The sequence below is a fragment of the Aeromicrobium sp. REDSEA-S32_B7 genome (assembly GCF_001626145.1).
Lineage (GTDB): Bacteria > Actinomycetota > Actinomycetes > Propionibacteriales > Nocardioidaceae > Aeromicrobium > Aeromicrobium erythreum.
Map to the genome: position 1 here is coordinate 1 of NZ_LUNF01000081.1, position 18042 is coordinate 18042.

The following is an 18042-nucleotide window of genomic DNA, read 5'->3' on the forward strand; positions in this document are numbered from 1 at the left end:
GCTCGGCGGCGACGGCCTCGAGCCGGTCGGCGAGCTGCGTGCTGGACATGTCTCCATGATACCGAAAAGACGTTCGAAAGCACAGTCGATCGGGTCCTGTTCTTGCTCTGGTTCCAGCGGTTTCGAGACCATCCGAAGGTCCTGAACTTGTCCACGACCTCGTCGGACCTCGCGCGTGCGACGCTTCCTCCATGACCGACGCGCAGTGGCTGGAGATCCTCGTCCGCATGGTGGCGGGGGAGGCGTCCGAGGAACCCATCGAGGGCGTGCTCGCGGTCCGGCTGGACGAGGACTCTGAGGAGCTCACGCGCTTCCACGTCCGCAAGCACGGCCATCGGTGGCGTGTCGACGACGAGTCCGGCCGCCCGTGGGCCATCCAGGGTGATCGGGTGGGATACCTCTTCCACCACGACGAGGCCGACGAGGACGTACCCGAGCGGGTCGGCCGCGAAGCGATGGCGATGCATGCTCCGTTCGGGGGCGCGCTGGCGCGACCTCGACCGGTCGACTGGCTCATCGCCGGAGATTGGCGACACGGCCCCGCCGAGCTAGCGGCTCCGCTTCGACGCACGACCCACCTCGGTCGCGAGGCGTGGGACGTCCGACTCATCCGTCCGGAAGGTGCCGGTGAGGTCCGGTACGTCGTCGACGGGAGCGACGGCCGCCTCCTGGCTTGTGAGGGTGCGTACGAGCTGAGCTTCCGGTGGGAGGAGCTGGCGGTCGTGGATCCACACCCGCCCGCGCTCTTCGTCTGGGACGGACCGTACGGGACCGGCCCTGGAGGCGTGGACTACGTGGACCCGTCCGAGGACGCCGCGACCGTGATGGCGCGCAACCGGGAGGCGACGGCGGCGCTCGTGACCGGCCTCGGTCTCGATTCCCTCTCCGTGACCAGCGCGGGCACGGCTGAGGCGTACATCGTGAGCGACGGGGTCGTCTCGCTGCACTGGAATGCATCAGCCTGGTTCTCGGTGGTCCGCGCCCCTCTCGAGGCGGAGGACGACGAGGATGCAGGCGAGGAGGGCGACGAGGGACCCGCGGCGCGCGGGACTGTCTCGACAGGCTGGACCGACGACCGCTGGCGCTGGGCCGTGCAGGTCGGTGACGAGCTCGAGGATCCCGAGAGGAAGCGTCTCGTCGCCCACCTCCAGGCCCGCACCCAGGCCCTGTCCACCACCCCCGACCCCTGATCGGCCCGCGGTCCAGCGCTGCTAGGCTCGAGCCGTTCCATCCGACGTCCTTTAACCACCGTCCCGTGAGGCGGAGAAGGAGGTCAGACATGGTCGTGCCCGACGGCACTCCCGGTCCTGACACGCGTGACCCGGCCCCCGGCGCTTCCGCCGCAGACGAGGACGGTCGCACGGTCCTCGACGAGAAGGACATCTCGCGGGCGCTGACCCGCATCACCCACGAGATCCTCGAGCGCAACCGCGACGCCGACGGGCTCGTCATCCTCGGCATCCCCACCCGCGGCGTGCCGCTCGCGCGCCGGATCGCGGCCCGCATGAGCGAGGTCGAGGGGCGGACGATCACGGCCGGCGCGCTCGACATCACGATGTACCGCGACGACCTGCACAGCGGCCCGGTGCGCTCGCTGGAGCACACCGAGATCCCCGAGGACGTCGACGGACGCACCGTCGTGCTGGTCGACGACGTGCTGATGAGCGGTCGCACGATCCGCGCGGCGCTCGACGCGCTCGCCGACCTCGGCCGGCCGAAGGCCGTGCAGCTGGCGGTGCTCGTCGACCGGGGCCACCGGGAGCTGCCCATCCGCGCCGACTTCGTGGGCAAGAACCTGCCGACCTCGCTCGCGGAGAAGGTGCGCGTCCGGCTCGCGGAGGTCGACGACCAGACCGACTCCGTGACGATCCGGGGAGGGGTCGCGTGAAGCACCTGCTGAGCGCCGGCGACCTGAGCCGCGACGAGGCCGTCCGCATCCTCGACACCGCCGAGGAGCTGCTCGGCGTGGCGCAGCGGCCCATCAAGAAGCTCCCGACGTTGCGTGGCCGGACGGTCGTCAACCTCTTCTTCGAGGACTCCACGCGCACCCGCATCAGCTTCGAGGCGGCGGCCAAGCGGCTCTCCGCCGACGTCATCAACTTCTCCGCTAAGGGCTCGAGCGCCTCCAAGGGCGAGGGCCTGAAGGACACCGCCCTGACGCTGCAGGCGATGGGCGCCGACGCGGTCGTGGTCCGCCACGGGGCGTCCGGTGCGCCGCACCGCCTGGCGCACGAGGCCTGGACGAAGGGGGCCGTGGTCAACGCCGGCGACGGCACGCACGAGCACCCCACGCAGGCCCTGCTCGACGCCTTCACGATGCGGCGCCACCTCGTCGGCGGGGGTCTCGGCACCGGCAGCGGTGCCGACCTCGCCGGCAAGCGGATCACGATCGTCGGCGACGTGCTGCACAGCCGCGTCGCGCGCTCCAACGCGCTCCTGCTGCACACGCTCGGCGCGCACGTCACGCTCGTCGCCCCGCCCACGCTGCTGCCGGTCGGCGTCCACACGTGGCCGGTCGGCACCTCCTACGACCTCGACGCCACGCTCGAGGGCACCGACGCGCTCATGATGCTGCGGGTCCAGGGGGAGCGGATGAACGCCGCCTACTTCCCGAGTGCCCGCGAGTACAGCCGCCGCTACGGCCTCGACCGCGCGCGCATGAACCGGCTGCCCGACCACGCGGTGGTCATGCACCCCGGCCCGATGAACCGCGGCATGGAGATCAGTGCCGACGTCGCCGACTCCGACCGCTCCGTGATCGTCGAGCAGGTCACGAACGGCGTCGCGGTGCGGATGGCCGTGCTCTACCTGCTCCTCGGTGGCGCGCCCGCCGACGCCTCGAACGAAGGAACCGCATGACCGCCTACCTCCTCCGCAACGCGCGACCGCTCGGCGGCGACCCCACCGACCTGCTGCTGCGCGACGGCGTGATCGTCGAGATCGGTGCAGGCCTGGAGGTCGACCAGGACGTCACGGTCGTCGACGCCGACGGCCTCGTGGCGCTGCCCGGTCTCGTCGACCTGCACACCCACCTGCGCGAGCCGGGCCGCGAGGACGCAGAGACGGTGCTCACCGTCGGGCTGAAGGGCGAGCGTCTCGCCGAGCTGGGTGCCATGGCCGACTCCGCCGCGGGCGTGCGCGTCTTCTCCGACGACGGCATCTGCGTGTCCGACGCGGTGCTGATGCGCCGCGCGCTCGAGTACGTCAAGGCCTTCGACGGCGTCGTGGCGCAGCACGCGCAGGAGCCGCGGCTCACCGAGGGCGCCCAGATGAACGAGGGCGCCCTGTCGGGCGAGCTCGGCCTGGTCGGCTGGCCGGCGGTCGCCGAGGAGGCGATCATCGCCCGCGACGTGCTGCTCGCCGAGCACGTCGGCTCCCGCCTGCACGTCTGCCACCTGTCGACGCGCGGCTCCGTCGAGATCGTCCGCTGGGCGAAGAGCCGGGGCATCGACGTGACCGCGGAGGTCACGCCGCACCACCTGCTCCTCACCGACGAGCTGGTCCGCAGCTACGACCCGATCTACAAGGTCAACCCGCCGCTGCGCACCGCCGACGACGTCGCCGCGGTCCGCGAGGGGCTGGCCGACGGCACCATCGACATCGTCGCGACCGACCACGCACCGCACCCGATGGAGGACAAGGAGTGCGAGTTCGCGGCCGCCGCCTTCGGGATGATCGGCCTCGAGACGGCGCTGTCGATCGTGCAGCAGACGATGGTCGACACCGGCGCCCTCACCTGGGAGCAGGTCGCCGAGGCGATGTCGGCGCGCCCGGCGCGCATCGGCCGGGTCGCCGAGCACGGCCGCCCGCTGGCCGTCGGCGAGCCGGCGCACGTCGTCCTCTACGACCCGTCCGCGACGCGCACCGTCACGCCCGGTGACACCGCGTCGCTGTCGCGCAACACCCCCTACGCCGGGCACGAGCTGCCCGGCCGGGTCGTCGCCACGTTCCTGCGCGGCGTCCCCACCGTCCTGTCCGGCGAGCTGACCGAAGGAGTCCACGCATGACCCACACCGACGAAAGCGGCTCCTCGCGCCGCGCGGAGCCCGGCGCCCCCGCCGTGCTCGTGCTCGAGGACGGTCGCGCGTTCCGCGGCGAGTCCTTCGGCGCGCAGGGCACGACGATCGCCGAGATCGTCTTCGCCACCGGGATGACCGGCTACCAGGAGACGCTGACCGACCCCTCCTACCGCGGCCAGATCGTCGTCATGACGGCGCCGCACATCGGCAACACCGGCGTCAACGACGAGGACTTCGAGTCCCGACGCGTGTGGGTCGACGGCTACGTCGTGCGCGATCCCTCCCGGGTGCGCAGCAGCTGGCGCTCGAACCGGTCGCTCGACGACCTGCTGACCGAGCAGGGCGTCGTCGGCATCAGCGCGGTCGACACCCGCGCCCTGACGCGTCACCTGCGCGAGCGCGGCTCGATGCGTGCCGCGATCAGCAGCGACCCGCAGCACGTCGGGGGCTCGCTCGACGCGCTCGTCGCGCTCGTGAACGAGGCGCCCTCGATGGAGGGCTCCAGCTTCCTCGACGACGTCACGACGCCCGAGCCGTACGTGGTGCCGGCGGTGGGGGAGAAGCGGTTCACCGTGGCCGCCGTCGACCTCGGCATCAAGGGCATGACCCCGCGCCGGCTGGCCGAGCGGGGCATCGAGGTGCACGTGCTGCCCGCCTCCTCGACCATCGACGACGTCCTCGCGGTGCAGCCCGACGGCGTCTTCATGTCCAACGGGCCTGGCGACCCGGCCACCGCCGACCACGTCGTCGGCGTGCTGCGCGAGGTGCTCGAGCGGCGCATCCCCTACTTCGGGATCTGCCTGGGCAACCAGATGCTCGGCCGCGCCCTCGGTCGCGGCACCTACAAGCTCAAGTACGGGCACCGCGGCATCAACCAGCCGGTGCAGGACCGCACGACGGGCAAGGTCGAGATCACGAGCCAGAACCACGGCTTCGCGGTCGACGCACCGCTCGACGGGACGTTCGAGACGCCCTACGGCGACGCGCACGTGACCCACGTCGGGCTCAACGACCAGGTCGTCGAGGGCGTCGCGCTCGTCGACGGACCCGCGTTCAGCGTCCAGTACCACCCGGAGGCCGCCGCCGGCCCGCACGACGCGGCGTACCTGTTCGACCGGTTCGTCCAGCTCATGGCCGACCACGCCCCCGACCACGCGAAGGTGACCGACTGATGCCCAAGCGCACCGACATCTCCTCGATCCTCGTCATCGGCTCCGGCCCGATCGTCATCGGGCAGGCCTGCGAGTTCGACTACTCCGGCACCCAGGCGTGCCGCGTCCTCCGCGAGGAGGGCATCCGCGTGATCCTCGTGAACTCCAACCCGGCGACGATCATGACCGACCCCGAGTTCGCCGACGCCACGTACGTCGAGCCGATCACGCCCGAGTTCGTCGAGAAGGTGATCGCGAAGGAGCGCCCCGACGCCCTGCTCGCCACCCTCGGCGGCCAGACCGCGCTGAACGCGGCCATCGCGCTCGACAAGGCCGGGACGCTCGAGAAGTACGGCGTCGAGCTGGTCGGCGCGTCGGTCGAGGCGATCGAGAAGGGCGAGAACCGCGAGATCTTCAAGCGGATCGTCGAGGGCCTGCCGAAGGAGTGGGGCGCGGAGGTGGCCCGCTCGGTCATCTGCCACACGATGGACGAGTGCCTCGCCGGCGTCGAGCAGCTGGGCGGCTACCCCGTCGTCGTGCGCCCGTCGTTCACGATGGGCGGGTCCGGCTCGGGCCTGGCCTACGACGAGGAGGACCTGCACCGCATCGCCGGGTCCGGTCTCGCGCTGAGCCCCACCACCGAGGTGCTCCTGGAGGAGTCGATCCTCGGCTGGAAGGAGTACGAGCTCGAGGTCATGCGCGACACCGCCGACAACGTGGTGATCGTCTGCTCGATCGAGAACTTCGACCCGGTCGGCGTGCACACGGGCGACTCGATCACCGTCGCCCCGGCCCTGACGCTCACCGACGTCGAGTACCAGCGGCTGCGCGACATCTCCCTGGGCGTCATCCGCGAGGTCGGCGTCGACACCGGCGGCTGCAACATCCAGTTCGCGGTCAACCCCGAGAACGGGCGCATCGTCGTCATCGAGATGAACCCGCGCGTGTCGCGGTCCTCGGCGCTGGCCTCCAAGGCCACGGGCTTCCCGATCGCGAAGATCGCCGCGAAGGTGGCCATCGGCTACACGCTCGACGAGATCCCGAACGACATCACGCGCGAGACGCCCGCGTCGTTCGAGCCGACGCTCGACTACGTCGTGGTCAAGGTGCCGCGGTTCGCGTTCGAGAAGTTCCCCGCGGCCGACTCGACCCTCACGACGCACATGAAGTCCGTGGGCGAGGCGATGGCCATCGGCCGCAGCTTCACCGAGGCGCTGCAGAAGGCGCTGCGCTCGCTGGAGCGCCCGGGTGCGGAGTTCGACTGGAGCAAGGAGTGGGTCGAGCTCGACAAGGCGAGCCTGCTCGAGGAGATCAGGCGCCCGCACGACGGCCGCCTGAAGAAGGTCATGGACGCGATCCGCGCCGGCGCGACGCCCGACGAGATCTTCGCGGCCACGAGCATCGACCCGTGGTTCGTCGACCAGCTGGCCCTCATCAACGAGGTGGCCACGGAGCTGATCGAGGCGCCCGAGCTGTCGCCGGCGCTGCTGCGCCGCGCGAAGCGGCACGGCTTCTCCGACGCGCAGCTCGGCCGGATCCGCGGCATGTCGGCCGACGTCGTGCGCGGCGTGCGGCACGCACTCGGCGTGCGCCCGGTCTACAAGACGGTCGACACGTGCGCGGCGGAGTTCGCGGCGCGCACCCCGTACCACTACTCCTCCTACGACGAGGAGACCGAGGTCGAGCCGCGCGAGAAGCCGGCGGTGCTGGTGCTCGGCAGCGGCCCGAACCGGATCGGCCAGGGCATCGAGTTCGACTACTCGTGCGTGCACGCCGTGCAGGCGCTGAGCGCGGTGGGCTACGAGACCGTCATGGTCAACTGCAACCCCGAGACGGTCTCGACCGACTACGACACCGCCGACCGGCTCTACTTCGAGCCGCTGACGCTCGAGGACGTGCTGGAGGTCGTGCACGCCGAGCAGCAGGCGGGCCCGGTGGCCGGCGTCGTCGTGCAGCTGGGCGGCCAGACGCCGCTCGGCCTGGCCGCGGGCCTGGAGGCCGCCGGCGTGCCCATCGTGGGCACGCAGCCGTCGGCGATCGACCTCGCGGAGGAGCGTGGCGCGTTCGGCCAGGTGCTCGACGCCGCCGGCCTCGTCGCGCCCAAGAGCGGCATGGCCACGACGTTCGAGCACGCCAAGCAGATCGCCGACGAGATCGGCTACCCCGTGCTGGTGCGCCCGTCGTACGTGCTCGGCGGCCGTGGCATGGAGATCGTGTACGACGAGCAGACGCTCGAGGAGTACATCTCGCGCGCCACGGAGATCACGCCCGAGCGTCCGGTGCTCGTCGACCGGTTCCTCGACGACGCGATCGAGATCGACGTCGACGCGCTGTTCGACGGCGAGGAGCTGTTCCTGGGCGGGGTCATGGAGCACATCGAGGAGGCCGGGGTGCACTCCGGCGACTCCGCGTGCGCGCTCCCGCCGATCACGCTCGGCGGGCTCGAGGTCGACCGCATCCGCGAGGCCACGGAGGCCATCGCCCGCGGCGTCGGGGTGCGCGGCCTCGTGAACATCCAGTTCGCGCTGTCCTCGGACATCCTCTACGTCATCGAGGCGAACCCGCGGGCCAGCCGCACGGTGCCGTTCGTCTCCAAGGCCACGGCGACGCCGCTCGCGAAGGCCGCCGCCCGCATCATGCTGGGGGAGTCGATCGCCGACCTGCGCGCCGAGGGCCTGCTGCCCACGGGTCGCGACGGTGGCCTGCTGCCCGACGACGCGCCGATCGCGGTCAAGGAGGCCGTGATGCCCTTCAACCGGTTCCGCACCTACGAGGGCACCTACGTCGACACGCTGCTCGGGCCGGAGATGCGCTCGACCGGCGAGGTGATGGGCTTCGACACCACGTTCGGCACCGCGTTCGCGAAGAGCCAGGCCGGCGCCCAGAACGGCCTGCCCACGGCGGGCAAGGTGTTCGTCTCGGTCGCCAACCGCGACAAGCGGCACATGATCTTCCCGATCAAGCGGCTCGCGGACCTCGGCTTCGAGATCCTCGCGACGAGCGGCACGGCCGTCGTGCTCGCGCGCAACGGCGTGCAGGCCACGGTGATCCGCAAGCTGCACGAGACGCCGCTGCCCGGCCAGGAGCCGTCGACGATCGTCGACAAGATCCGCGAGCAGGACGTCGACCTCATCATCAACACCCCGCACGGCATCTCCGCCGGCACGAACGCCCGCATGGACGGGTACGAGATCCGCACGGCCGCGGTGGCCGAGGGCATCCCGTGCATCACGACGGTCCAGGGCCTGGCGGCCGCCGTGCAGGGCATCGAGGCACTGCTGGAGCAGCGCGTCGGGGTCCGCTCGCTGCAGGACTGGGCGGCGCAGGTGACGGCGTCGTGAGCTTCGGCTCGCGGGCCCGTGCCGCGATGGACGCGTACGGGCCGGTCTGCGTCGGCATCGACCCCCACGCCTCGCTGCTCGAGGCGTGGGGGGTCGGCGACACGCTCGACGGGCTCGACCGCTTCGCCGCGACCTGCGTCGAGGCGTTCGCCGGCCAGGTCGCGTTCGTGAAGCCGCAGTCGGCGTTCTTCGAGCGGTTCGGGTCGCGCGGCGTCGCGATCCTGGAACGCACGTTGCAGGACCTGCGCCACACCGGCACGCTCACCGTGCTCGACGTGAAGCGCGGCGACATCGGCTCGACCGCCGCCGCCTACGCCGAGGCCTACCTCGACGAGGACAGCCCGATGGCGGCCGACGCGGTGACCGTGAGCCCGTTCCTCGGGTTCGGGTCGCTCGCGCCGTTCCTGGAGGAGGCCGAGAAGAACGACGCCGGCGTCTTCGTCCTCGCGCTGACCTCCAACCCCGAGGGTCCGCAGGTGCAGCACGCCCTCGTGCAGCACGGCCGCCCGGCGGGGGTGCCGGGCCGTGGGCGGCAGACTGGAACGGTCGCCGGCGACGTGCTGGCGGCGCTGCGCGAGGCGAACGCGGGCGCGACCCCGATGGGCTCCTACGGCGCCGTCGTGGGCGCCACCATCGGCTCGACCGACGAGGACCTCGACGTGAACGGGCCGCTGCTCGTGCCGGGGTTCGGCAGCCAGGGCGGCACCGTCGACGACCTGCGACGCATCTTCGACGGCGTCACCCGGCACGTGCTGCCGTCGACGTCGCGACAGGTGCTGCAGGCCGGACCCGACGTGGCCGCACTGCGCGACGCCGCCGTCGCCGTGAACGACTCCCTGCAGTTGTAGGCTCCCCTCGTGGCCGACGTCCGTCGGCCCTGGTCAGAGCATCCCGACCCCTCGAGGAGACCCGCATGACGCGACCCCGTGCGAAGCACGTCGCCACGGCTGCCGCGGCCGCGCTGACGACCCTGCTGCTCACCGGGTGCGGCGGCCAGAGCCCGTACTGCTCGGCCATCGAGAAGAACGCGGACGCGCTCAACTCCTTCGGCAAGACCCGCACCGACGCCGGCTACACGGCGTACGCGAAGGCCTTCCGGAGCGTCTCGAAGGAGGCGCCGTCGTCCGTCCGCAAGGACTGGGCCGCGTTGGCCGACGTCACCGACGGCGTGCTCGCGGCGCAGAAGAAGGTCGGCCTCCCGCTGGAGGACATGAAGGACAAGGCCGTCGTGGCGAAGCTGGACGAGACCCAGCTCAGCACCCTCAACGACGCCTACGAGAAGTTCAACGACACGTCGGCGCAGCGGACCGCCGTCGTCAAGAACGCGAAGACCGAGTGCGAGATCACCCTCAAGTGACCGCCCCGCATCCCGCCCACGCCGGCCCGACGACGCGCCCGGCACGAGAGAGGACGACATCGTGGCCCTCCCACAGCTGACCCCCGAGCAGCGGCAGGCCGCCCTCGCCAAGGCCGCGCAGGCCCGGCAGGTGCGCGCCGAGGTGAAGAACCGCCTCAAGCACTCCGGCGCCAGCCTGGCCGACGTGATCAACGAGGCCCGGGTCGACGACGTCATCGCCAAGCTCAAGGTGAGCGACCTGCTGCAGTCGATGCCCGGCGTGGGCAAGGTCCGCGCCAAGGAGATCATGGACCGCATCGGCATCGCCGACAGCCGGCGGCTGCGGGGCCTCGGCGTCAACCAGGTGCAGGCGCTGCTGCGCGAGTTCGGCAGCCGTGAGCGCTGACCCGGCCACGTCCGAGTCACCCGTCCGCTCCCGGCTCGTCGTCCTCGCCGGCCCGACCGCGGTCGGCAAGGGGACGGTCGCTGCGTGCGTGCGCGAGGAGCGGCCCGACATCTGGATCTCCGTGTCGGCCACCACCCGGCCGCCGCGTCCCGGTGAGCAGGAGGGCGTGCACTACCACTTCGTCAGCGAGGCCGAGTTCGACCGGCTCGTCGAGACCGACGGGCTGCTCGAGTGGGCCGTCGTGCACGGTCGCCACCGCTACGGCACGCCGCGCGGCCCGGTCGAGGAGCGCCTCGACGCGGGGGAGCCCGCCCTGCTCGAGCTCGACCTGCAGGGCGCGCGCCAGGTGCGTCGGGCGATGCCCGACGCCCTCATGTGCTTCCTCGCGCCGCCGTCGTTCGAGGAGCTCGAGCGGCGTCTCGTGGGGCGCGGCACCGAGGGGCCCGAGGAGCGGGAGCGCCGCCTGCGCACCGCCCGCGAGGAGCTCGCCGCCGAGGCCGAGTTCGATCTGACGATCGTCAACACCGACGTCCGGGCCGCGTGCCGGGAGTTGATAGACTTGTTCGACGGGCCCGCGCGGGCCTGACCCGAACTTTCCGCCATCCATTCTCTGCGAGGCACAGTGACCAGCACGCGTTCCGTGGCCGAGGGCATCACGAACCCGCCCATCGACGACCTGCTCGACAAGGCCGACTCCAAGTACAAGCTGGTGCTCTACAGCGCCAAGCGCGCGCGTCAGATCAACGCGTACTACTCCCAGCTCGGCGAGGGCCTGCTGGAGTACGTCGGGCCGCTGCTCGAGACCGAGGTCCAGGAGAAGCCGCTCTCCATCGCCCTGCGCGAGATCAACGCGGACCTGCTGACGGTCGAGGAGACCGACGGCAGCGAGGGCTACCAGAGCAACGGGGCTGCTGCGTCGTCCCAGGTCTGACCTGCCCCGCATGAGCGAACCCGTTCCGGGCGACGTCCGACGTCCCCGCGTCGTCCTGGGCGTCGGCGGGGGCATCGCCGCCTACAAGGTGGCGTCCCTGCTGCGCCTGTTCACCGAGTCGGGCCACGACGTCCGCGTCGTGCCCACCCGGTCCGCGCTGCAGTTCGTCGGCGCCCCCACCTGGGAGGCGCTGAGCGGCCAGCCCGTCGCGACCGACGTGTGGTCCGACGTGCACGAGGTGCCCCACGTGCGGCTCGGCCAGGGGGCCGACCTCGTCGTCGTCGCACCGGCGACCGCCGACCTGCTCGCCAAGGCCGCGCACGGCCTCGCCGACGACCTGCTCACCAACACCCTGCTGACCGCGCGGTGCCCCGTGGTGCTCGCGCCGGCCATGCACACCGAGATGTGGGAGCACGCGGCCACGCAGGCCAACGTCGAGACGTTGCGCTCGCGGGGCGTGCTCGTCGTCGAGCCCGCCGCCGGCCGGCTCACGGGCAGCGACACCGGCAAGGGTCGGCTCCCGGAGCCCGACCAGCTGTTCGCCGTCTGCCAGGACGTGCTCGACGCCCACGACCAGGACCTCGCCGGGCGGCACGTCGTCGTCTCCGCGGGCGGCACCCGCGAGTTCCTCGACCCCGTGCGCTACCTCGGCAACCGTTCGTCGGGCCTGCAGGGCATCGCCATCGCGCAGGCCGCCGTCGCGCGTGGCGCCACCGTCACGCTCGTCGCCGCGAACGTCGGGCTGCCCGCCCCGGCCGGCGTCGACGTCGTCGAGGTGGTCACCACCGCCGAGCTGCACGCGGCCGTCGTCGGCGCCGCGGCCCGCGCCGACGTCGTCGTCATGGCGGCCGCACCCGCCGACTTCCGGCCGGCGGACGTCTCGGGCAGCAAGATCAAGAAGCGCGCCGACGGGCGCACACCGGTCGTCGAGCTCGTCGAGAACCCCGACATCCTCGCCGGCCTCGTCCGCGACCGCGGCGACGCGCGACGTCCGTTCATCGTCGGCTTCGCCGCCGAGACCGGCGACGAGAACGCCAGCGTCGCCGGCCACGGTCGCGCCAAGCTCGAGCGCAAGGGCTGCGAGCTGCTCGTCGTCAACGACGTCAGCGAGGGCAAGGTCTTCGGACGCGAGGACACCGAGGCGGTCATCCTGGCCGCCGACGGCAGCGAGGTGCCGGTGCCGCCCGGCTCGAAGTCCAGGCTCGCCCACACGCTGTGGGACGAGATCGTCCGACGCGCGGGACGGCAGAACCCTTCGCGCTGAGCGTCGTTACACTCCGGGGAGTCACCCCGCCCACCGCCCGACGCCGTCGGGCGCCAGCGCATCCAGCCAACAGGAGAGATCGAGTGAGCCGCTTCTTCACGTCCGAGTCGGTGACCGAGGGCCACCCCGACAAGATCGCCGACCAGATCAGCGACAGCGTCCTCGACGCGCTGCTGGCGGAGGACCCCAAGAGCCGTGTCGCGTGCGAGACGTACGTGACCACGGGCCTCGTGCTCGTCGGCGGCGAGGTGACCACCGAGGCGTACGCCGACATCGCGCGCATCGCCCGCGACCGCGTCCTGGAGATCGGGTACGACTCCTCCGTCAAGGGCTTCGACGGTGAGTCCTGCGCCGTGCAGATCACCCTCGACGCGCAGAGCCCCGACATCGCGCAGGGCGTCGACACCGCGTTCGAGAACCGCGCCGACGGCTCCGTCGACCCGCTCGACCTGCAGGGCGCCGGCGACCAGGGCCTCATGTTCGGTTTCGCGATCGACGAGACCCCCGAGCTGATGCCGCTGCCGATCACCATCGCGCACCGCCTCGCCGAGCAGCTGACCGCGGTCCGCAAGGACGGCACGCTGCCCTACCTGCGCGCCGACGGCAAGACGCAGGTCACCATCGAGTACGGCGACGACGACAAGCCCAAGCGCGTCGAGGCCATCGTCGTGTCCACGCAGCACGAGGAGGGCATCGACCTCGACGCCCAGCTCCGCGGCGACATCAAGAAGCACGTCATCGACGTCGTGCTCGGCCAGTACGACATCGACTCCAGCGACTACAAGCTGCACGTCAACCCCACCGGCCGCTTCGTCATCGGCGGACCCATGGGCGACGTCGGCCTGACCGGCCGCAAGATCATCGTCGACACCTACGGCGGCTACGCCCGCCACGGCGGCGGCGCGTTCTCGGGGAAGGACCCGAGCAAGGTCGACCGCTCCGCCGCGTACGCGATGCGCTGGGTCGCGAAGAACATCGTCGCCGCCGGCCTCGCCACCAAGGCCGAGGTCCAGGTCGCGTACGCTATCGGCGTCGCCAAGCCGGTCGGCTTCTACGTGGACACCTACGGCACCGAGACGGTCCCGGTCGACAAGATCCGTGAGGCCGTCCTCGAGGTCTTCGACCTCCGCCCCGGCGCCATCGTCCGCGACCTCGACCTGCTCCGCCCGATCTACGCGCAGACCGCCGCCTACGGCCACTTCGGCCGCCCCGGCCTGCCGTGGGAGGACACCGGCCGCGCCGAGGCCCTCAAGGCCGCCGCGCACGCCTGACCCGCACGCCGCCACCGCCCGCCATCCGCCCGGATGGCGGGCGGTGGTGCGTCCAGGGCTTCGTCCTGCGGCTGCGGTGGTCTGGTCGGTCGTGGTCCCGCTCGTCGCTCGGCCAGTGGGGCGGTAGGTAGCCCGCGCCATCGAGGCCCGGTTGCGCGTGTCAGGTACCGCCGACCCGCGTTCCGCCTCTCACCTACCGCCCAGGCGGGGGCTGCGGAAGAAATTCGTTGTCCGCGACACGAAATTGTTCGAAGATGCTGGACGTGACCCCCATCACGCGATAGGTTCACGCAAACAACAATTGCGTCCGGGTGTCGATCAGATGTCGTCTCCGTGTCGCGCGAGATGAATCAAGGAGGCGGTTCGTGTGAAGCGGACGCGCAATCTGGTGCTGGCCGGGCTCATGGGTGCCACGCTCATGCTGAGCGCCTGCGGCAGCAGCGACTCGGGGAACGACGGCAGCGACAGCAAGGGTGACGCGGGCAAGATCGGCGTCATCCTCCCCGACACCAAGTCCTCGGTGCGCTGGGAGTCGGCCGACCGTCCCGCGCTCGAGAAGGCGTTCAAGGAGGCCGGCGTCGAGTACGAGATCCAGAACGCCGAGGGCGACGCCGACAAGATGGCCACCATCGCCGACAGCATGATCGCCGACGGCGTCACCGTCCTCGCGATCGTCAACCTCGACTCCGACTCCGGCGCCTCCATCGAGGAGAAGGCCGCGCAGCAGGGCGTCAAGACGATCGACTACGACCGGCTCACGCTGGGCGGCTCGGCCGACTACTACGTCTCGTTCGACAACACCAAGGTCGGCGAGCTGCAGGGCCAGGGTCTCGAGCAGTGCCTCGGCGACAAGGACGCGAACGTCATCTACCTGAACGGCTCGCCCACCGACAACAACGCGACGCTGTTCTCCGAGGGTGCGCACAGCGTCCTCGACAAGAACACGAAGTACAAGAACGTCGGCGAGCAGGCCGTCCCCGACTGGGACAACGAGCAGGCCGTCACGATCTTCGAGCAGCTGTACACGAAGGTCGACGGCGACGTCCAGGGCGTCTACGCGGCCAACGACGGCCTCGCCGGCTCGGTCATCTCGATCCTGCAGAAGAACGGCCAGGCGGGCAAGGTCCCGGTCACGGGCCAGGACGCCACGGTCGAGGGCCTGCAGAACATCCTCAAGGGCGACCAGTGCATGTCGGTGTACAAGTCGGCCACGCAGGAGGCCGGCGCGCTCGCCAAGGCGGCCATCGCGCTCGCCAAGGGCGACAAGGCCGAGACCAACGGCACCACCGAGGACTCCGAGGGCAAGCGTGAGGTTCCCTCGATCCTCCTGACCCCGCAGTCCATCACGAAGGACAACGTCAAGGACGTCGTCGACGACGGAGGCGTCAGCAAGGACGACCTCTGCGCCAACGACTTCGCGAAGCTCTGCGCGGACGCCGGCATCAGCTGACGTCCACCCCGACGTCCCGCGGGGGACGGTCCTGCCAGACCGTCCCCCGCGGGAGTCACGCTGGGCGCGCTCGCGCCCGCACCGTCCGACCGCCCTCCTGCGACTCCCTGGAGACATCCCCATGACCACCAACCCGCTGCTGGAGCTGCGCGGCATCAACAAGAGCTTCGGCGCCGTCCACGTCCTGCACGACGTCGACTTCGCCGTCTACCCCGGCCAGGTCACGGCGCTCGTCGGCGACAACGGCGCCGGCAAGTCGACGCTCGTCAAGACGATCGCCGGCATCTACTCCGCCGACACCGGCCAGCGCTACTTCGAGGGCAAGCCGGTCGACATCCACGGCCCCCGCGACGCGGCCGACCTCGGCATCGAGGTCGTCTACCAGGACCTCGCCCTCTGCGACAACCTCGACATCGTCGAGAACATGTTCCTCGGCCGCGAGCTCATGAAGGGCCCGCAGCTCGACGAGGCCACCATGGAGGCCCGCGCCCGCGAGACCCTCGCGTCGCTGTCCGTGCGCACGGTCAAGTCGGTGCGCCAGAGCGTCGCCAGCCTGTCCGGCGGCCAGCGCCAGACCGTCGCCATCGCGAAGTCGGTCCTCTGGAACTCCAAGGTCGTGCTGCTCGACGAGCCCACCGCGGCCCTGGGCGTCGCCCAGACCCGCCAGGTGCTGGACCTCGTCCGGCGTCTCGCCGACCAGGGACTCGGCGTCGTGCTGATCTCCCACAACATGGTCGACGTCTTCGAGGTCGCCGACCGCATCACCACCCTGTACCTCGGCCGCGTGGCCGCCGACGTCGCCACGAAGGACGTCACCAACACCCAGGTCGTCGAGCTCATCACCGCGGGTCGCTCGGGCGATCTCGGGCTCGCATCCGTCTGAGAGGCACCATGACCACGTCATCCACGGGCACCCAGCCCGCCCAGAACGCCGGCAGCGGCCTCGCCGACTCCGACTTCGCGATCGACTCGCGCCAGACCACGACGCTCGGCGAGGCCTGGCAGGCCTACCTCAACCGCCTGCGCGGCGGCGACATGGGCGCCCTGCCCGCGACGCTGGGGCTCGTCGTCCTCTTCATCGTCTTCGGCTCGCTCAGCGACACCTTCCTGACCGCGCTGAACATCGCCAACCTCATCACCCAGGCCGGCGCGATCTGCGTCCTGGCCATGGCGCTCATCCCGGTGCTACTGCTCGGCGACATCGACCTGTCCGCGGGTGTCGCGGGCGCGGTCGGCGCCGCGGTCGCGGCGCTGGCGATCGACGACCACGGACTGCCCTGGGACGTCGCCGTCGTCGGCGCGCTCGTCGTCGGCATGGTGCTCGGCGCGTTCATCGGTGCGCTGGTCGCCAAGCTCGGCATCCCGAGCTTCGTCGTCACGCTGGCCTTCTTCCTGGCCCTGCAGGGCGTGCTGCTGAAGATGATCGGCCAGGGCGGCTCGGTCCGTGTGGCCGACCCGGTGCTGCGCGGCATCACCATCAAGAACGTGCCCGTCACGGTCGGCTGGATCGTCGCCGTCGCCGTGGTGGTCCTGTTCGCGGCCCTCACGCTGCTGCGTCACCGCACGCAGGTGCAGCGCGGTCTCGCGCACCAGCCGCTCAGCCTCATCCTCGTCAAGATCGCCGGCCTGGCGGTCGTCGTGCTGGGCCTCACGGCGCTGCTCAACGTCGACCGCAGCCGCAACCCGAACTTCCCGATCCAGGGTGTGCCGTACGTGCTGCTCGTGGTGGGTGCGCTGCTGGTGCTGTTCACCTTCCTGCTCAGCCGGACCCGCTACGGACGTCACGTGTACGCCGTGGGCGGCAACCGCGAGGCCGCTCGACGCGCGGGCATCAACGTCGACCGCATCCGCATCTCGGTCTTCGTCATCTGCACGTCGACGGCAGCCATCAGCGGCATCATCGCCGCGTCGTACGCCGGCAAGGTCTCGCCGTCGTCCGGTGGCGGCAACACGCTGCTGTACGCCGTCGGTGCGGCGGTCATCGGCGGCACGAGCCTCTTCGGCGGCAAGGGCAAGGCGCGCGACGGCGTCATCGGCGGTGTCGTGATCGCCACGATCGCCAACGGTCTCGGCCTGCTCAACCAGGCCAGCTGGATCAACTACGTCGTCACCGGAGGCGTGCTGCTGCTCGCCGCCAGCGTCGACGCCCTGTCGCGCCGTCGCCGGTCCGCGTCGGGCGTGAGCTGAGCCGACCATGCAGACGCGGGCCCGCGGGGGGGCGGGCACCAACCAGGAGGCCGTGAGACGGCACAACCTGGGCACGCTGCTCGGCCAGGTGCACCTGCGGGGCCGCGTGTCCCGGGCCGACCTCACCACGCACATGGGCCTGAACCGCAGCACGATCGCGGGGCTGGTGACCGAGCTGGAGTCCCTCGGCCTGGCCGAGCAGGTGCGGTCGGCCGCCGTGCGCAACGGCGCCGGCCGTCCCTCGCCCGACGTGGTCCCGACGCCAGACGGAGCCCACGTGCTGGCCGTCGACGTGCGGGTCGACGGCCTGGCCGTGGCCCGCGTCGGGCTGGGCGGCACGGTCGTGGTCGCCACCATCGACGCGGTCGGCGTCGCGGTGGCGCTGCTGGTCCTCGGCGTGCCGATGGTGACCTCGCTGGCCTGCCTGGTCTTCCTCGGGGCCTTCGTCCCGATCGTCGGGTCCACGGTCGCCGGAACCCTCGCGGTCGCCGTCGCGCTGGTCTCCCAGGGACCGCTGGTGGCTCTGCTGGTCGTGCTGGCGGTCATCGTCGTCCAGCAGGTCGAGGGCAACCTGCTCCAGCCGCTGGTCATGGGGCGCGCGCTGCACCTGCACCCCGCGGCCGTCGTCGTGGCCGTGGCGCTCGAGGCCAGTGCCGCGGGCGTCATCGGCGCGGTGGTCGCCGTCC

The 18042-nt window shown here is 71.3% G+C and carries 17 protein-coding genes; all 17 read left to right on the forward strand.

The genetic code is table 11. From position 1 onward, the window contains the following. Positions 1-191: 191 nt before the first annotated feature. Positions 192-1190 (forward strand): hypothetical protein, encoded by a 999-nt coding sequence (locus A6Q79_RS06125; protein ID WP_286689732.1) that lies wholly within the window; start codon positions 192-194, stop codon positions 1188-1190. Between the two features lie 89 nt (positions 1191-1279). Further along, positions 1280-1888, forward strand: a complete 609-nt coding sequence (pyrR, locus tag A6Q79_RS06130; protein WP_286689733.1) for a bifunctional pyr operon transcriptional regulator/uracil phosphoribosyltransferase PyrR — start codon at positions 1280-1282, stop codon at positions 1886-1888. Continuing rightward, positions 1885-2859, forward strand: a complete 975-nt coding sequence (locus A6Q79_RS06135; RefSeq protein ID WP_286689734.1) for an aspartate carbamoyltransferase catalytic subunit — start codon at positions 1885-1887, stop codon at positions 2857-2859. The genes pyrR and A6Q79_RS06135 overlap by 4 nt, the downstream gene beginning before the upstream one ends. After that, entirely contained in the window at positions 2856-4007 is a 1152-nt protein-coding gene (locus A6Q79_RS06140; RefSeq protein ID WP_317697142.1) for a dihydroorotase, read from the forward strand. Before A6Q79_RS06135 ends, A6Q79_RS06140 begins: the two co-directional genes overlap by 4 nt. Further along, positions 4004-5191: a glutamine-hydrolyzing carbamoyl-phosphate synthase small subunit gene (gene carA / locus A6Q79_RS06145; protein ID WP_286689736.1), complete on the forward strand. Its 1188-nt coding sequence runs from the start codon at positions 4004-4006 to the stop codon at positions 5189-5191. The genes A6Q79_RS06140 and carA overlap by 4 nt, the downstream gene beginning before the upstream one ends. Next, on the forward strand, positions 5191-8511 hold the full coding sequence (gene carB, locus A6Q79_RS06150; protein ID WP_286689737.1) for a carbamoyl-phosphate synthase large subunit: 3321 nt from the start codon (positions 5191-5193) through the stop codon (positions 8509-8511). The genes carA and carB overlap by 1 nt, the downstream gene beginning before the upstream one ends. Next, on the forward strand, positions 8508-9359 hold the full coding sequence (gene pyrF, locus A6Q79_RS06155; protein ID WP_286689738.1) for an orotidine-5'-phosphate decarboxylase: 852 nt from the start codon (positions 8508-8510) through the stop codon (positions 9357-9359). Before carB ends, pyrF begins: the two co-directional genes overlap by 4 nt. 65 nt (positions 9360-9424) lie before the next feature. Next, complete coding sequence (locus A6Q79_RS06160; RefSeq protein ID WP_067857810.1) at positions 9425-9868, forward strand: hypothetical protein; 444 nt, start codon at positions 9425-9427, stop codon at positions 9866-9868. A gap of 61 nt (positions 9869-9929) precedes the next feature. Continuing rightward, the gene (mihF, locus tag A6Q79_RS06165) at positions 9930-10253 is read left to right on the forward strand and encodes an integration host factor, actinobacterial type (RefSeq protein WP_067857807.1); all 324 of its coding nucleotides are present in this window, start codon (positions 9930-9932) and stop codon (positions 10251-10253) included. Beyond that, positions 10243-10839, forward strand: a complete 597-nt coding sequence (gene gmk / locus A6Q79_RS06170; protein WP_067857804.1) for a guanylate kinase — start codon at positions 10243-10245, stop codon at positions 10837-10839. The genes mihF and gmk overlap by 11 nt, the downstream gene beginning before the upstream one ends. A gap of 36 nt (positions 10840-10875) precedes the next feature. Then, positions 10876-11184 carry a DNA-directed RNA polymerase subunit omega gene (gene rpoZ / locus A6Q79_RS06175; protein ID WP_083516376.1) on the forward strand — a complete coding sequence of 103 codons (309 nt, stop codon included), beginning with the start codon at positions 10876-10878 and terminating at the stop codon, positions 11182-11184. A 10-nt stretch (positions 11185-11194) separates the two neighbouring features. Continuing rightward, positions 11195-12448, forward strand: a complete 1254-nt coding sequence (gene coaBC, locus A6Q79_RS06180) for a bifunctional phosphopantothenoylcysteine decarboxylase/phosphopantothenate--cysteine ligase CoaBC (RefSeq protein WP_286689739.1) — start codon at positions 11195-11197, stop codon at positions 12446-12448. An 83-nt stretch (positions 12449-12531) separates the two neighbouring features. Then, the gene (gene metK / locus A6Q79_RS06185) at positions 12532-13719 is read left to right on the forward strand and encodes a methionine adenosyltransferase (protein WP_067857795.1); all 1188 of its coding nucleotides are present in this window, start codon (positions 12532-12534) and stop codon (positions 13717-13719) included. Positions 13720-14086: 367 nt separating this feature from the next. Further along, entirely contained in the window at positions 14087-15169 is a 1083-nt protein-coding gene (locus A6Q79_RS06190) for a sugar ABC transporter substrate-binding protein (RefSeq protein WP_067857792.1), read from the forward strand. Between the two features lie 121 nt (positions 15170-15290). Further along, positions 15291-16052 (forward strand): ATP-binding cassette domain-containing protein, encoded by a 762-nt coding sequence (locus A6Q79_RS06195; RefSeq protein WP_253025769.1) that lies wholly within the window; start codon positions 15291-15293, stop codon positions 16050-16052. 8 nt (positions 16053-16060) lie between these two features. After that, complete coding sequence (locus A6Q79_RS06200; RefSeq protein ID WP_317697150.1) at positions 16061-17356, forward strand: ABC transporter permease; 1296 nt, start codon at positions 16061-16063, stop codon at positions 17354-17356. 52 nt (positions 17357-17408) lie between these two features. Further along, positions 17409-18042, forward strand: a 634-nt coding sequence (locus tag A6Q79_RS06205) for an AI-2E family transporter (protein ID WP_317697152.1), incomplete at its 3' end; no start/stop codon positions are given.